This window comes from Demequina oxidasica, assembly GCF_000975115.1.
Taxonomy (GTDB): domain Bacteria; phylum Actinomycetota; class Actinomycetes; order Actinomycetales; family Demequinaceae; genus Demequina; species Demequina oxidasica.
Map to the genome: position 1 here is coordinate 138,473 of NZ_BBRE01000004.1, position 15,651 is coordinate 154,123.

General features: G+C 61.0%; 14 protein-coding genes. All 14 read left to right on the forward strand.

What is annotated here, in order from left to right; genetic code table 11:
* Nucleotides 1-6: 6 nt before the first annotated feature.
* The 14 genes from ruvX to AOP77_RS11365 all read left to right on the forward strand — a co-directional run bounded on the left by ruvX (nucleotide 7) and on the right by AOP77_RS11365 (nucleotide 15,602).
* Nucleotides 7-510 carry a Holliday junction resolvase RuvX gene (ruvX, locus tag AOP77_RS11300; RefSeq protein WP_062213708.1) on the forward strand — a complete coding sequence of 168 codons (504 nt, stop codon included), beginning with the start codon at nucleotides 7-9 and terminating at the stop codon, nucleotides 508-510.
* Nucleotides 511-1,668 carry an endolytic transglycosylase MltG gene (gene mltG, locus AOP77_RS11305; protein ID WP_062213709.1) on the forward strand — a complete coding sequence of 386 codons (1,158 nt, stop codon included), beginning with the start codon at nucleotides 511-513 and terminating at the stop codon, nucleotides 1,666-1,668. It begins immediately after the preceding gene.
* 21 nt (nucleotides 1,669-1,689) lie between these two features.
* Nucleotides 1,690-2,520 carry a shikimate dehydrogenase gene (locus AOP77_RS11310; protein WP_062213710.1) on the forward strand — a complete coding sequence of 277 codons (831 nt, stop codon included), beginning with the start codon at nucleotides 1,690-1,692 and terminating at the stop codon, nucleotides 2,518-2,520.
* 254 nt (nucleotides 2,521-2,774) lie between these two features.
* Nucleotides 2,775-4,433, forward strand: coding sequence for a GspE/PulE family protein (locus AOP77_RS11315; protein WP_062213711.1), 1,659 nt, complete (start codon nucleotides 2,775-2,777; stop codon nucleotides 4,431-4,433).
* Between the two features lie 523 nt (nucleotides 4,434-4,956).
* Nucleotides 4,957-6,090: a type IV pilus twitching motility protein PilT gene (locus AOP77_RS11320; protein WP_304524095.1), complete on the forward strand. Its 1,134-nt coding sequence runs from the start codon at nucleotides 4,957-4,959 to the stop codon at nucleotides 6,088-6,090.
* Nucleotides 6,090-7,319, forward strand: a complete 1,230-nt coding sequence (locus tag AOP77_RS11325; RefSeq protein ID WP_062213712.1) for a type II secretion system F family protein — start codon at nucleotides 6,090-6,092, stop codon at nucleotides 7,317-7,319. The genes AOP77_RS11320 and AOP77_RS11325 overlap by 1 nt, the downstream gene beginning before the upstream one ends.
* 128 nt (nucleotides 7,320-7,447) lie before the next feature.
* Nucleotides 7,448-7,876 carry a type II secretion system protein gene (locus AOP77_RS12585; RefSeq protein ID WP_062213713.1) on the forward strand — a complete coding sequence of 143 codons (429 nt, stop codon included), beginning with the start codon at nucleotides 7,448-7,450 and terminating at the stop codon, nucleotides 7,874-7,876.
* A gap of 101 nt (nucleotides 7,877-7,977) precedes the next feature.
* Nucleotides 7,978-9,876, forward strand: coding sequence for a type IV pilus modification PilV family protein (locus AOP77_RS11335; protein ID WP_062213715.1), 1,899 nt, complete (start codon nucleotides 7,978-7,980; stop codon nucleotides 9,874-9,876).
* On the forward strand, nucleotides 9,869-10,561 hold the full coding sequence (locus AOP77_RS11340) for a PulJ/GspJ family protein (RefSeq protein ID WP_062213717.1): 693 nt from the start codon (nucleotides 9,869-9,871) through the stop codon (nucleotides 10,559-10,561). Before AOP77_RS11335 ends, AOP77_RS11340 begins: the two co-directional genes overlap by 8 nt.
* A gap of 11 nt (nucleotides 10,562-10,572) precedes the next feature.
* A complete protein-coding gene (locus AOP77_RS11345; RefSeq protein WP_062213718.1) occupies nucleotides 10,573-12,087 on the forward strand; it encodes a hypothetical protein in 1,515 nt (504 codons plus the stop codon).
* Nucleotides 12,088-12,882 carry a prepilin peptidase gene (locus AOP77_RS11350; protein WP_062213720.1) on the forward strand — a complete coding sequence of 265 codons (795 nt, stop codon included), beginning with the start codon at nucleotides 12,088-12,090 and terminating at the stop codon, nucleotides 12,880-12,882.
* Nucleotides 12,883-12,955: 73 nt separating this feature from the next.
* On the forward strand, nucleotides 12,956-14,017 hold the full coding sequence (gene pilM / locus AOP77_RS11355; RefSeq protein WP_062213722.1) for a type IV pilus assembly protein PilM: 1,062 nt from the start codon (nucleotides 12,956-12,958) through the stop codon (nucleotides 14,015-14,017).
* The gene (locus AOP77_RS11360; protein ID WP_152649868.1) at nucleotides 14,014-14,736 is read left to right on the forward strand and encodes a PilN domain-containing protein; all 723 of its coding nucleotides are present in this window, start codon (nucleotides 14,014-14,016) and stop codon (nucleotides 14,734-14,736) included. The genes pilM and AOP77_RS11360 overlap by 4 nt, the downstream gene beginning before the upstream one ends.
* Entirely contained in the window at nucleotides 14,736-15,602 is an 867-nt protein-coding gene (locus tag AOP77_RS11365) for a hypothetical protein (protein WP_062213726.1), read from the forward strand. Before AOP77_RS11360 ends, AOP77_RS11365 begins: the two co-directional genes overlap by 1 nt.
* The last annotated feature ends 49 nt before the right edge of the window (nucleotides 15,603-15,651 follow it).

Here is a 15,651-nt window from a genome sequence, read left to right on the forward strand (position 1 = left end):
GTGTGTATGAAGGATTCAACAGCTGCTGGTGCGCCCGCGGAGGAGAACTTCCCCCGCGGCGCCCGCTGGGCAATAGACGTGGGCACCGTGCGGGTGGGAGTGGCAGCCAGCGACCCCGAGGGCCGCATGGCCTTCCCGGTCGGCACCGTGCAACGCACGCCCACCGCTGCTGCAGAAGTAGCGGCCCTCATCGCGGAACGTGAGACTGTTCAGGTGTTCGTTGGCTTGCCCCGCAAGCTCTCCGGCGAGGAGGGATCGAGTGCGGCGGATGCCAGGGTCTTCGCCGCCGAACTCGCGGAACTAACGTCGGCACCGGTTCGTTTGATAGACGAGCGATTCTCCACGGCGACCGCATCGGCAGCGATGCGAAGTGCCGGCAGGAACTCCAAGAAGCAGCGCCAGGTGATTGATCAGGCGGCGGCAGTGGTGATCCTGGAGAGCGCATTAGACACCGAAAAAAACGGAAAACTGGGTAAGGTAACCAGTGAAGTTCCGCCCGAGGGGAAATAAGTGACTGACCTGTTTGAAGCCGAATCCACGACTACTACGTCGTTGGACATGCGCCGCCTGCAACGCAAGCAGCGCCGTGCCACGCGTCGCAAGTGGACCCTGATTGCCTCGGCATTCGGCTTGGTAATCTTCGCCGTGGGTGTGAACATCGCGTGGAACTTCGCGCAGACCCTCAGCCCCGCTGAGAGTACCGAGATCGCCGACTACGACGGCGCCGGTCAGGGTGTAGTCCAGGTGGTCATCAACCCGGGCGACACGGGAACGGAGATGGCTCAGGCGTTATATGACGCTGGAGTTGTGGCTTCCCCGGAGGCCTTTGTGCAAGAGTGGAATACCGACTCGGCGTCGTCCGGAATCATTCCCGGCTATTACTTCATGCACAAAGAGATGAAGGCGTCCTTCGCGCTTCAGAGCCTGCTCGACCCAGACAACCGCGACCTACGCACGCTCACGGTGCCAGAGGGACTGCGCGTCGAGGCGTACTACGAGAAAATCGCCGCGTTAACTGAGTACTCCAAGGCAGACGTCGAGGAGGCGGCTAAGAACACCACAGCAATTGGCCTTCCTGACGAAGCCAATGGCAATCTCGAAGGTTGGTTGTTCGCCTCGACCTATGAGTTCAACCCAGGCGTTACTCCCACCGATGTGCTCGCCGAGATGGTCAAGCAGACCGTCAAGCAGCTTGACGCGCAGGGTGTCGCTCCTGAGGATCGCGAGAGGATCCTGACCGTCGCTTCATTGGTGGAGCGCGAAGCTAAGCTCGATGAGGACCGTCCCAAGATTGCTGAAGTGGTCTACAACCGCCTCGACAAGGACATGAAGCTCGAGTTCGACTCCACAGTGAAGTACGTGTCTCCGACTAAGGGCGTGTTCACCTCCGACGAAGAACGCGACTCCGACTCCCCGTACAACACGTACAAGTTCACCGGTCTCCCTCCTGGTCCTATTGCCGGTCCCGGTGCAGCGTCTATCGCTGCAGCGGTCAACCCTGAGCCCTCGGACAACTTGTTCTTCGTGACGGTCAACCTGAACAGCGGTGAGACCGCCTACGCAAAGACCTTTGACGAGCACCAGAAGAACGTCAAGGTCCTGCAGGCGTGGGTCAAGGAGAATGCCGACGAGTCGGCAAGTCCCTCTCCCGAAGCCGACGCGAACTAGTCGCCTAGCGAGCAGCAACCAGTGACGACTCGCCGCGCCGCGGTACTGGGGCACCCGATTGCCCATTCGCTGTCACCGGTGCTTCACAACGCGGCGTATGAGGCGCTGGGCCTTGACTGGTCTTACGACGCTCACGACGTCACAGAGCCGCAGTTCGACGGCTTTGTTGGCTCCCTCGGCGATGAGTGGGCGGGACTGTCCCTGACCATGCCTCTCAAGGTCGAGGCCGTGCGCCACATGGACTTCGTCGAACCCATGGCCAAACTCGTGGGTGCCGTCAACACCGTGCTCATTCAGACCACAGGAGCAGGCCGCCACCTGGTGGGCGCCAATACTGACGTCTATGGCATCGTTGCCGCGCTGCGCGAGGGCGGCCTCACGCAGGCCACTGGCGGCGTGATCATTGGCGGGGGAGCGACCGCGACGTCGGCGATGGCGGCGCTCGGTCAGTTAGGCGTCACCGCACCCGTGGTGGCCGTGCGCGATCGCGCACGCGCGGGAGGACTGCTACGCGCAGCCACCAAGATGGGCGTCGCGCCACGATTCGTGAGCCTCGATACCGCCCACGAGTTCGCGGCCGATGCTGAGGTGGTGGTGTCCACGATCCCGGCCGATGCTGGGGAGACTTTGGCGGGGCAGCTCGCTGCCGTGGCATCGTCCGCCGTATTGCTTGATGTGATCTACAGCCCGCTCGTGACGCCACTCGGTAGGCGATGGGCTGAGCTCGGGGGAGTACGTGTGGGGGGAGAGCGGATGCTCGCCCACCAGGCCGGCGAGCAGGTGCGGCTCATGACTGGTAAAGAAGCCCCGATTGCCCAAATGTTACGGAAACTTAACGCCGTGTTGAATTAGTAACACCAGCGTTCCTATGAGGTGTTTTGGGTGGTAGTTTCCTATTCGTACCCCCCAAACGGGGGGCACGCTTGACGTGGCCTTGATTTGCGCGCAACCTAATGGAGCAGTACTAGGTTGCCGAAGTAATCTTGGGGCCGCGAGCAGTGCCTTGAAAACCTTTGACAATGACTTTTTGATTTAGCTACGACAGTGACGTTTGTAGGCGCGGACATGTCCGTGTGTGTGAGCGACACAGCGCTGAGGGAGTGCTAGTGAAGCAGCTTGGATCGATTCTGCTAGAGGACGGGCTCGTCACGCAGGATCAGCTGATGGACGCGATTGATGAGCAACAAAAGCGCGGACAGTCACTCGGTCGTACCCTCGTCGAGATCGGCCTCATCTCCGAGTCCCAATTGGTGCGCGCCCTTGCCGCCCAAGTCGACATGGAGTATGTCGAACTTGCCGACTTCCCCGTGGACCGTGTTGCCGTCGCCATGGTTCCTGACAGTGTGTGCCGACGCCACACCGCGCTTCCCATCCAGATTGACGGCCCGCTGCTGAAGGTAGCGATGTCCAACCCCGGCAACGTAGTCGCGGTCGACGATATGCGCCAGATCACCAAGATGGAGATCCTGCCCGTGGTGGCCGCCTACGACGATGTCCTGACGGCCATTGACCGGTATTGCCGTTCGGACTCCGAGCTGAAGGACCTCCAGGGCGAGATCGATGATGTTGAGGACGTTGACCTCAGCAACATGGGCGCCGTGATCGAGGATGACGCCCCCATTGTCCGGTTCGTAAACCTACTGATCACCCAGGCGGTCCAGGACCGCGCCTCGGATATTCACATCGAGCCGCAGGAGAAGGAGATGCGCGTCCGCTACCGCATCGACGGCGTGCTCCATGAGATGCAGACCGCTCCCAAGTCCGTCCAGAACGGCGTGATTTCCCGCATCAAGATCATGAGCGACATCGACATTGCCGAGCGTCGCAAGCCCCAGGATGGCCGCCTCTCGGTCAACCACCAAGGCCGCAAGATCGACCTCCGTGTCGCGACCCTTCCCACCGTGTGGGGGGAGAAGGTCGTCATGCGTATTTTGGACAACTCGACGGCCACCATGGATCTCGAGGATTTGGGACTTCGCGAGCACAACAGGGTGCTCTACGAAGAGGCGTACTCCAAGCCTTACGGAATGATTCTGGTCACTGGCCCCACGGGTTCGGGAAAGTCGACCACGCTCTACGCGACGCTCAACCAGGTGGCACGACCGGAGATCAATGTGATCACGGTCGAGGACCCGGTCGAGTACCGAATTCCGGGCATCAACCAGGTGCAGGTGAATCCCAAAGCGGGTCTCACCTTCGCGTCCGCGTTGCGCTCCATCCTCCGTGCCGACCCAGACGTGGTGCTCCTCGGTGAGATTCGTGACGGCGAGACTGCCCAGATCGCGATCGAGGCCGCCCTTACCGGTCACCTGGTGCTCTCCACGCTTCACACCAACGATGCGCCTTCGGCCATTACGCGTCTGATTGAGATGGACATTGAGCCGTTCCTCGTGGGTTCCGCGGTGGACTGCGTGGTCGCCCAGCGCCTAGCGCGGCGTTTGTGCACCAACTGTCGCGAGGAATACACGCCCACGATTCCCGAGCTTAAGCGTTTCTCATGGACCGAGGACATGGAGATGCCTCAGTTGTTCAAGCCAACGGGATGCTCGCGGTGCTCGAACACGGGCTACCGCGGTCGGCTCGCTCTGCACGAGATTATGCCGGTGAACGAGGAGATCGAGCGCCTCGCGGTAGCTCGTGCGTCATCTGCGGAGGTCGCTCGTGCCGCATTTGCAGCGGGAATGCAGACGCTGCTCGAAGACGGCTGGGAAAAGGCGCAAGAGGGCCTGACGTCTGTGGAAGAACTTTTGCGAGTGGTCAAATGAGGAATTTGTCTCAAGTTGTGCACGCGCACTCCGATACATCTGGGGAGTGGCGATGAGCCAGAGTTTTCAACCGTACCCTGGAGTCACTCACGATGGAGTGACCGAGAGTGGAGCTACAGTGAATGACACGAATATGCCTGGTCAGGGCTCATTTATGCCCGCACCCATGGCGGCGCCAGTAGCTCCTGCGACTCCCCGGGTAGCGACGTCGAGTGCTCTCGAGGAGATGGCCGCTCAGCGCATGGCTGGTAGCGCTCCGCAACGCACATCGTTCGGCGTTCAGGCGCCTGGGGCACCGGCTCAGTCGCCAGCGCCCACACCGCAAACGCACCAGGCTCCTCCGCGTCAGTCGGTTTCCGGTCAGGACCCGATGCGCCAGCCCGTAGCGGCTCGGCCGCCCTCGCAGCCGCCGGTTTCTGGACAGCTACCTACGCAGCCTCCCGCGTCTGGGCAGGTGCCTACCCAGACTCCAGGCCGGCAGCCTCAGTCGGGCGCGACACCCGTCGTACCCCAGAGTTCTTCCGTGGAACCCGGCCGTCGTATTGACGATGCCCGTGCAGGTGACCTCGATCTCCAGGCAGCGCTGCGTGGAATGCTCGCAGTCGGTGCGTCGGACCTTCACCTGACGTCGGGCGCGCAGCCCATGGTGCGCCTGGATGGTGAACTCCAGCCCCTCAAGGAGTTCGGAATTCAGCAGCCGGACAGCATGCAACGCTCCATCTACAACATTCTTTCCCAGAAGCAGCGCGAGACCTTCGAGGAGAACCTCGAGCTGGACTTCAGCTACGCACTCCTGGGCGAGGCGCGGTTCCGCGTCAACCTGTACCAGCAGCGAGACTCGATTGGTGCGGCGTTCCGCGTCATCCCGTATGAGATCAAGCCGCTCGAGTCTCTGGGAATTCCTCCGAGCGTCAGCAACTTTGCCGGCTTGGCTCGAGGTCTGGTACTTGTCACGGGTCCCACGGGTTCCGGTAAGTCGACCACGCTCGCCTCGCTTGTAGACCTGGTGAATCGCCAGCGTGCGGGACACATTATGACCGTGGAAGACCCTATTGAGTTTCTGCACCGTCACAAGAAGTCCTTGGTCAACCAGCGCGAAGTGGGAGAGGATACCCACTCCTTTGGCGCGGCTCTGAAGCATGTGCTGCGTCAGGACCCCGACGTGATCCTCATCGGTGAGCTGCGAGACCTGGAGACCATCCAGGTGGCCCTGACGGCCGCCGAGACCGGTCACCTGGTGTTTGCCACGCTGCACACTCAGGACAGCGCCCAGACAATCGACCGCATCATCGACGTGTTCCCCTCGGGGCAGCAGGGACAGGTGCGCACACAGCTCGCCACCGCCATCCAGGGAGTGGTGTGTCAGGCGCTATGCCGCCGCTCGGACGGCCCGGGACGAGCTGTGGCCACCGAGGTCATGGTCGCCACTCCCGCCATCCGAAACCTGATTCGCGAGGGTAAGACACACCAGATCTACTCGAGCTTGCAGGCGGGCTCCAGACTCGGCATGCACACCATGGACCAGCACCTCTCCGAACTCGTTCGTCAGGGACGCATCTCCTATCAGTCGGGTCTTGACACGTGCCACAACCATGAGGACTTCAACCGCCTTTGCGGGCGGGGCCAGAACTCGAACGCGATGGAGGGGGCGAACTGATGGCAACTGCCACAAAGAAGTTTGACTACTCTGTCCGCGACGCTCAGGGAAAGATGCAGAAGGGGTCCATCGAGGCGCCTTCGGAGGCGGCAGTTGCGGGGCGCCTGCGCGAGATGGGCCTCGCGCCCGTCGCGATTAATGAGGTCAAGACCGGTGGGCTGAAGACCGAGATCAATATCCCGGGAATCTCCAACCGCATCAAGCTCAAGGACATTGCGATCCTGTCGCGCCAATTGGCCACCATGATCGCCTCCGGCCTGTCGCTGCTGCGCTCCCTATCAATCCTCGCCGACCAGACCGAGAACCCTGCTCTGGCGCGAATCATCGCCGAGGTGCGCAACGACGTCGAGTCCGGCGTATCGCTTTCCGCCGCCTTCGGTAAGCACCCCGAGACGTTCCCCCCGCTCATGATCAACATGGTGCGCGCCGGTGAGGTCGGTGGATTCCTGGACAGCGTCCTCGAGTCCGTCGCCAAGAACTTTGAGGACGAGGTCAAGCTTCGCGGCAAGATCAAGTCGGCCATGACGTACCCCGTGGTGGTCTTCATCATCGCCATTGTCGCCGTGATTGGCATGCTGCTGTTCATCGTCCCCGTGTTCGTGGAGATGTTCGACAACCTGGGCGGCGAGCTTCCGGCTCCCACCAAGATTCTTGTGGGATTATCGACGTTCCTCAAGGTGGGGTTTGTGCCCATCGTGATCGCCATCTTTGTTGGCATGTTCCTGTGGAAGAAGAACCGTCAGAAGCTCGAGTTCCGCGAGAAGGTGGAACCGCTGTTCTTGAAACTTCCGGTTTTCGGCACGCTCATCCAGAAGATCGCCGTATCGCGGTTCACGCGCAACCTGGGCGCCATGCTGCGGGCAGGTGTGCCGATTCTTCAGTCCCTCGACATCGTGGGTGAGGCCAGCGGCAACATCGTGATCGAGCACGCCGCCAAGGACGTCCGCGAATCCGTGCGTCAAGGAAACTCACTCGCGAAGCCACTCTCTGAGCACCCCGTCTTTCCGCCCATGGTGGTGCAGATGATGGCGGTGGGTGAGGACACTGGCGCACTCGACGACATGCTCGACAAGATCGCCGACTTCTACGACCAAGAGGTAGAGGCGACCACTGACGCCCTGACCTCGCTGATCGAGCCACTCATGATCGCGGTGCTCGGCGGCGTGATTGGCGGCATGATCATCGCGCTCTACATGCCAATCTTCGGCGTATTCGAGCTGATCAATTGATTCTTTTGACCTCATAACTACACACAGACTTTGGCGGCGCGAGCGTAAGCGACCACCACCAAGGGAGCTGTCACCCATGTGGCAGTTCTTTGATTTACTAACCCATTGAAAATGAAAGAGAGCACGCCATGATTGCGCGTATTCAGAAGAGCATTAACGAGAAGGACAAGGGCTTCACCCTCATCGAACTGCTGGTCGTCATGATCATTATCGGTATCCTCGCGGCTATCGCTATCCCGATCTTCCTTTCGCAGCGGAAGAAGGCCGAGGACACCGCGGCACGTGCAGACGTCTCGACCCTCGGCAAGGAGATTGCAACGTACTTTGTTGACTCGCCCACGGGCCCCGTTGTTGCGCAGGCCTCGGTTGGCGCTGACTACACCATTGGTGGCGTGACCGTCAGCAAGGCATCGGACAACGTACTGCTGCTCACGGGCGACCAGTCCGCTAACGACTCAACCAACTGGTGTGTTGATGTTTCTAACTCCAAGGGCGACGTGTCTGCGACCGGCGTGAAGTACTCCGCACAGGGTGGCCTCGAAGACGGTACCTGCTAATAGTTACCTAGTGCATTGTGCGGGTGAGGTGCCATTGAGCACCTCACCCGCACAATGCAGTTCCACTCAAAACTACGTACTTGTCCAAAAGGGAGAGCGCGATGCAGGATCGAGTCCGGCGCAGTCTGCTGAGCGAGCGTGACGAAGGTTTCACGCTCGTTGAGTTGATCGTCGCTATGCTCGTAATGGCCATCGTCCTTATGGCCATCATTTTTATCCAGGGCCGCGCGCTCACGACCAACGCGGACTCGGGATCCCGACAGCAGGCGACCACGTACGCCAACGAGGCGATGGAGCAAATGCGTTCCATCCCTTGGAACGTCCTCAAGCGGGGCATGGCCAGCAATTACCTCGCGGCTGGCTCAGCTGTGATAGGACAGAGCGATCCGCTGGTGGCGGGCAACACCCTGACCGCAGAGGGCGTGTCGGTCCCTCTGGTGGTCGCCGCCGCGGGCTCCAACGATCAGGAGCTTTCGCAACCCTGGGCGCCACTCTTTGACGGTACGGGTTCCAACATCGCGATCAAGTTTGACCCCTCGGGTCGCGGCGATGAGTACGTCGTCAAGTCCTACGTCACCGTTGATCAGGCGGGTAACGATGCCGCTCGCGGTCTGGCCGTCGTCGTGGAATGGACTCAGCGCACCAATGGCGAGGTCTCCTCGACGGTACTTTTCTCTACTGCCTATGCGCCCTCGGGCGGTTGCGGTGACCTCAACAACGCGCCGTTCCTCGCGTCATGCCAGGCGCTCTTCTATTCGGCCTCCACGTCCTCCAACGTGGTGATGTCCGCGACGTCCTCGGTGGCAGACGATCCAGACAACCCCGGCACCGTGCCCAACCGCGGGAACCAGCTTCCCCTGCTGCCCGGAAGTTCCTTCTACTCCTTCGAGATGTCAACCAGTGGAGTCGCCGCGCGCGCCTCCAGCCAGCAGGTGAGCATAGTCGACTCGTACGTGCGGTACGGCGGCACGCTCCGCGATGACAACATCGTGGCTAACCGCCCGCAGGAAAAGGGCTGGACCAACGGGTACGGCTCCTTTACGCTGCGTGCCTCGGATGACTTGGTAACCGTAGGCGCCGCGCCGCCCAATCCGACTGACGTCACAGCGTCTGCCTCGAACTCGACGGAAACAATCTCCGCGGGTGCAGGGGTGGGCATGTCCATGGACGCACGCTCGGACGACAGGCGCCAGGGCAATCTTGACGCCTCGGTGCTGCAGGCCTGCAACACAGGCGTAGGGGCCGCGACCGTGCCAGCCTCGAATCCCTGCGCATCCGCCGTCCTTGGCGCCTCAAACGTGAATTCGGGCTACATGTCGCTCAACTTCGGTTCCGAATCGCTGCGGCTCGGCAGGGTTAAGCATGAGTCGGGGACGAGCACGGAGACAGCGTGGTCCGGTCGCTTCGCGCCTGGCGTGGCGGGGAACTCCGTGACGGGCTGTCAGGTGCTCTCAGACGCCGGTTGCGTGTCCGCCGGAGCGGATAGATCCATTGGCGATATCAACGTCGGGGCGGTCATTACCGGGTCCACCTCGTGGGATGACGGCGACGCACCTCAGGGTCTCGTGACCGTGAGTGGGTATCACGACAACGTGAGTGCCCAACGAGGATCCCAGCAGACTTCTGCAGCGCCTACCATCACCCGCAACGCCACCGTCAGTTACTGGAACGGGAGTGGCTACTCGACGATTAGCGCCTCCGTGAATCAGAGCGTCACTAGGGCGTTGGGTGCAGCGACGTGGACGACGCCGCTTGCATCGGTCACTGCGAGCGGAAGTGTGGTGGTGTCGCCCAGTTCCACCACCACCGAGGGAACGGACCCAGCGTGCAAGTTGACCGCCTGCGCAATCGACGCCCGTAATGGCTCCATCACCGTCAACGTTAAATATTACGTGGTGCCCGTTGACGCGTCGATTGCTCCGTTTGACCTCTCCGTGAGCACCATGATTAACGGATCGCAGGCAGCGGCCTCGTACAAGGAACCCGAGGACAATGCCTAGCCGCGGCGCCATAGGGCGCAAGACGTCCTTGCGAGAGGATAAGGGCTTCACCCTCGTCGAGTTGCTCATCTCGATGACAATCTTTTCGATTCTGATGGCGCTTATTTTTGGGCTCTTCATCACAATGTTGAACCAAAGCAACGATAATTTCGCTCGTACTCGGTCCGTGGAACAGGCACGACTCGGAATTTCGCAGATCGACCGCCAGGTGCGCTCTGGAAATGTGATCCTCGATCCATCTCTCGATGGCATCACCGAGGCGGGTGTGCCATCAAATTACTCCCTGCGGGTGTACACGCAGGAAAATGGCGAAGATAAGTGCGCTCAGTGGCGCGTCATTTTTGACGCCCCGGCAGATAAGTTCGGCAGACTGGAGTTCCGGGAATGGGACGCGGGCGACCCGTCGTCGACCACCAACTGGTCGAGCGTCGCCAACAACGTCGAGGCGCCGGCAGGGTCGTTTGTGTCCGGTGACGTGACCACCTACCCGCCTTTCTGGGTTGACACGACCACCGCGACGGGCACCATCGACACTAAGGCGCAGAACATTCGTATCACGCTGCGCATGGGGGACCCTAAGTCGGACCCAGACGCCAAGCCTGCATCGGTGACGTCGGTGGTGACGGGACGCAACACGGTGTTCGGCTATTCACCAGACTATTGCGCATCAATTCCATCGGTATGAGGAGTTCAAAGATGATTCGAACCAGGATTCGCCAGTCCAATGACGACAGTGGTGTTGCACTCGTCGCTGCCATGGGTGTAGCGCTCGTTGGGATTCTGGTGGCCTCCTTAGTGATCGCGCAAACTATTACAGCCTCGAACGACTCCGGCCGTGACCGACTGCGCACCACGGAGATTCACACCGCGGAGGCTGCTATCGACGCCACGATGGCCAAGCTGGAGACGGAGTCCCCGTGCACCATCGCGCCACAGGACTTCGGCAGCGGTACGCAAGCAACCGATGTGACCGTTGACATCACCTATTACAACGACCTGTCCGCGACCCCGATCAGCTGCGCGGGGGGGACCCTCGCCGGTCTACCCACCAGGGCTACCGTGCGCGCGACATCGGTGGGCGAGGAGGACAGCCCCGGGTTAGATCCGGTTCGCGTTCTCGAAGCCAACTTGAGCCTGGTGCCGCGGACTGATCTCTCGCAGGACGCCGCGATCTTCTCCGCAGCTGACATCGGGGTAGGTGCAGGATTCACCTTGTCCCCTAAGATCCTCGACGAAGGCGCAGACGTGTGGCTAGATGACGGTGACTGGGACTGCAGCGGTGGCGCCAAGCTCGACGGCTCGCTCATTGTGCCGCAAGGTTCCATTCGGTTCCCCAATTCGCAGTGCCACGTTGGCGGAAACGCCTGGGCGCAGAACGGCTTCAAGAACGACTCCACTGCGTCGAGCACGTACTCCGTGGACGGAAATTTGACGGTGCGTAGCGGTGACCTCACCACGAGTAACCCGCTCTATGTGGGTGGCGACATCCTTGTTGGCGGTTCAAAGGTGGGTTACCACCCCGCCAACGCGGAGGGCAGCGCGCGATACAACGTGGGGGCTGCCTCGATCCCGAACATCGCCCCCGTGGGTCTGCCCGTCATCAACTACACGCCGTCGGACTGGGCGGGCTTCCAGAAGCTCGACAAGGCGGACCTGGCGAATCAGATCAACACTCAGTACCCCATGAAGCCGTGGGAGCGTTCCGAGATTGACAAGTGCAACTACGCGGGCTGGATTGGTTCGATCAAGGGGCCGATCAATCTCCCTGCCACCGATACGGTGTTTGACATGCGCTCGTGCCCATCGGGTTTCAAGACTGAAAGTGGATTCGCCTTCAACCTCTACGCGGACACGGCGATTTTCACCAATAGCTTCACCACCTCGAACCCGCTGACTTTCAGTTCAGGAGACGGCCAACCACACAAGCTGTGGGTCATCGTTCCGCACAGCACGGGTACCGGTTTCATCAAGAACAGCACGCCTATGACGGTGAACTCGCCCATTGAGTCGTTCTGGTACGCACCCGGTCGCGTAGACATTAACAACAGCAGCGCCTTTATCGGCCAGGTTTACGGTGGCGATCTCACGATCCACACTCCGGCGACTTTTGAGTACATGAACGTCGGCGTGCCTGGAGTGGACCTCGTGTCCGCTGCGGAGTCCTCCTCAGGGTTCATCGTGGAGTTACTGTACAAGCGAGAGGTGTCGTAGTTGGGCGCGTGGCCACTGGTCGCTGTCGCTGCTGCGCTTGGACTCCTATGTGGTTCCTTCACCAACGTGCTGATAGCGCGGATACCCTCGGGGATGGACTGGGTCAAGGACTCCAGTCGATGCCCCAATTGCCAGCACGCAATCGCGTGGTACGACAACATTCCGGTGTTGTCGTGGCTGTGGCTGGGCCGCAGGTGCCGGCACTGCAGGAGGCCTATCTCCGCGCGCTACCCGCTAGTCGAGTTGATCGTGGCCGCGATGTTCGCGTTGGTCGCCTTGCAGTTCGGGCTGTCCATTCTGGCAGTGTTGCTCGCCTACTTGGTCGTGATCTCAGTGGCTTTGGTGGCGATAGACCTAGAGCATCAACGACTCCCCGACAAGCTGGTGCTGCCGTCGATCGTGGTTTCCGCGGTAGCGCTACTTGCCTATACATGGGTAGAGGGGGAGTGGTGGATTCTCGCCCGCGCGATTCTAGGCGCCCTCATTCTGGGCGGCTTCTATTTCGCGATGTGGTTTGCGTACCCCAAGGGGCTTGGGTTCGGCGACGTAAAGACGGGCGTACTATTCGGCCTGGTCTTGGGTGCTCTGGGATGGTCAACGTTGGCAGTCGGCGCTATTGCCGGGCCACTTCTGGGTGCCGTGGGCGCGGTGATCGCTATTGCGCGCCACCGGTCCGTGAAGGGAGTCAGGTTAGCGTATGGGCCAGCTTTGATTGGCGGAGCGTGGGTGGGAATCCTCGCCGGCGACGCGATCGCGCAGTGGTACATCGATTGGGCGCTCTCGTGGGGCGGGTAGTGATTCTTGTGAACTTGAGTAAAACGGCAAACAGACCGATAAGCATGACCGAAGCTTTGACAAAGGAGACGACGTGGCAGTCAGGCGAATAGGCCTCGACATCGGCGCGACAGAGGTGCGCGTTGCAGAGGTTGAATTTTCAGGAAAGAGCACTCCTGCGACCGGATCGGGGACGCTCATTGGCTTCGCAGCGGAGAAGCTCCCGCGCGGCACGGTGCAGGCCGGCGAGATTGTCGATGTCACTGCAGTGGGTACGGCCATCAAGAAGGCATTCGCCGGCTCTAGCTTCAGCTCAAAAGAGGTGCACATTGGAGTGGGCTCCGCTGGGGTGGTAGTGCGTGAGATCGATCTACCGGAACTTCCCATGAATCAGTTGCGGACATCGTTGCCTTTCCAGGTTCAGGAGCTGCTGCCAATGTCGACTGACGAGGCGCTCCTTGACTTCTTCCCAACCGCCGAGCGCGAGGGGGAGAGCACAAAACTGCTTCGCGGCATGCTCGTCGCCGCTCCCAAGGCCACGGTGTCGCAGCATATTCTCGCAATCGAGAATGCGGGCTTACGCCCGGTGATGGTCGATTTGAATGCGTTCGCCTTGATGCGGGCGCAGATGACCGACGAGCTGCGCAGCAAGATTGTGGCATTCGTTGACATTGGTGCCCGCGTAACCACCGTGATCATCGCGAACGGCGGGATGCCTCGACTGGTGCGCATCCTGCCTAACGGTGGCCAGGACGTGACTGACGCGGTGGCGACCGCTCTGCGCATTTCCGCGCAAGAGGCCGACGACGTCAAGCGCAACATGTCTATTGGTGCGCAGGTTCACCCCGACTTCCAGGCGGGTCAGGATGCCGTCACGGCCACGTCCAGGTCGCTGTTCGACTCAATCCGCAACACTTTTGTGTACTACTCCGGCAACAACCCGGGGGAGCAGATCGCGCAGGTAGTCATCACCGGTGGTGGCTCCCACCTGCCTGGCCTCGGACAGTTTATTGCGTCGTCTATCCGGCTCTCCGTTAGTTACGGAAATTCCTTTGCGCGCGTAACTATAGGCAAGAAGGTTCCGCGTGAATTGCTCACTGGGCGTGAGGCTCAACTGCCCTTGCCCATTGGCCTAGCGTTTGGGGAGGCGTCGTGAATCCCGTTCCAGCAAGTGTGAATGCACCGCATTCGGCACAGGTGAATCTGCTTCCTCCGGAGATTGAGGCAAAGCGAACCCAGGGGCGCGCCAAGGTGATGATTGCCGTGGGGCTCGTGCTGTTCGTGCTGATGCTGGGCGCCGCCTGGTTCCTCGCGTACTCGGCTCGGACCTCCGCGGAATCGGACCTCGCCTACGAACAGGAACGACGGCCCGAGCTAGTCGAGACTCTCGCCTCCTATGACTACGTCAAGGTGATCGAGGACCAGAAGGACAACTCGGTCCTCGCCCGGCAGTGGGCCGGATCATCGGACATCATCTGGGGCGACTACACCGCCGCACTGCTGGACGTTGTTCCTGAGGACATGTCGCTCACCGACGTGGTGATGGCGCAGGGTACCCCCTATGGGCCGGCTGGCTCCGACGGCACCATCTTTGGTCTCAACGACATGGGCACGTTGAACTTCACCGGCCAGGCGGCTTCTCCAGAACTGGCTGCCGATCTCGTCGAGGCGATTAACGCCGTGCCCGGGTACTACGACACGTGGATCGAGGTCAACAAGCTCGAATCGAACGAGGACACCGACACCGTGTACTGGGAGTACGCCGGTGCCACTCGCGTGTCATTTACCGCGCTTTCAGACCGCACGGTGACCACCCAACCCACGGCGCCGGTGAGGGAAGAGCCCGTGGAGACCACGGAAGAGGAGACCAACTAATGAAGCAACAACAAACGGGACTTTGGCTCCTCGGAGCGTTCCTGGTCGCGGTCGTGATAGCGGCGCTTGCCTACTTCCTGCTCATCTCCCCGGAGCTTGACAAGGGAGCGGTGGCCCGCGAGAACGCGGCCTTCGCAATGAGTGATAACGAGTTGCTCGAGATTCAGATATTGGCGGCCCAGACTAAGGAACAGCAGGTTCCCGAGTGGGAGGAAGAGATCGGCAAGATCTCGCTGGACATGCCCCCTACGGTGGAGCAGGCCGATCTCGAGCGGTTGATTAATTCGACGCTCGCCAAATACGATCTTCCCTCACTGGAGGTCACTTACGGTCGCCCGGAGCAGGTTATTGGCACGCTCACCGAGGGCTACGAGCCACCCACGCTTACGTCAGACGACGAGGAGGGCGCTACGCCGTCTCCGTCTCCGTCGCCGAGCGCAGAGCCTAGCGTCGCCCCATCAGAGGGAGCCGAGGGGGAGTCTGAGGTTCCTCCACCCGTCGCGCCCGGTGTACCGGAGCCGGCCTTTGCTGGCCTGGTCGGGATTCCGGTCACCATCGCGACTGAAGGCGACCCGGTAAAGGTGCTGAGCTTCATGAAGGAGATGCAGACGCAGATCGATCGCTTCTACACTGCGACCAACTTCACGATCACCAAGGCTGACGTCACAGAGGAATCACCTGGCCGCGTTGCGCTGACGGAAGAGGACGTCACGATCAACATCTCCGGACTGGTGTTCTCGCTGATCGACCCCTTGTATTCGTTCCCGGGGGACAACGAGGGCGAGATTGCGCCATACTCGCCCAACGAGCAGGTTCCCAACGCCTTCGCACCACTACCCGGCACCGAGGAATCGGCAGAGGGTTAAGCGCAACCACTACCCAAGCCCACGCGAAGCCGGGCCCCTGCCGGGGGCC

Coding starts and splice junctions, on each gene's coding strand:
- AOP77_RS11365 (WP_062213726.1), top strand. CDS start 14,736: ATGAAGCAACAACAAACGGGACTTTGGCTCCTCGGAGCGTTCCTGGTC.
- AOP77_RS12585 (WP_062213713.1), top strand. CDS start 7,448: ATGATTGCGCGTATTCAGAAGAGCATTAACGAGAAGGACAAGGGCTTC.
- AOP77_RS11340 (WP_062213717.1), top strand. CDS start 9,869: ATGCCTAGCCGCGGCGCCATAGGGCGCAAGACGTCCTTGCGAGAGGAT.
- AOP77_RS11345 (WP_062213718.1), top strand. CDS start 10,573: ATGATTCGAACCAGGATTCGCCAGTCCAATGACGACAGTGGTGTTGCA.
- AOP77_RS11325 (WP_062213712.1), top strand. CDS start 6,090: ATGGCAACTGCCACAAAGAAGTTTGACTACTCTGTCCGCGACGCTCAG.
- AOP77_RS11335 (WP_062213715.1), top strand. CDS start 7,978: ATGCAGGATCGAGTCCGGCGCAGTCTGCTGAGCGAGCGTGACGAAGGT.
- ruvX (WP_062213708.1), top strand. CDS start 7: ATGAAGGATTCAACAGCTGCTGGTGCGCCCGCGGAGGAGAACTTCCCC.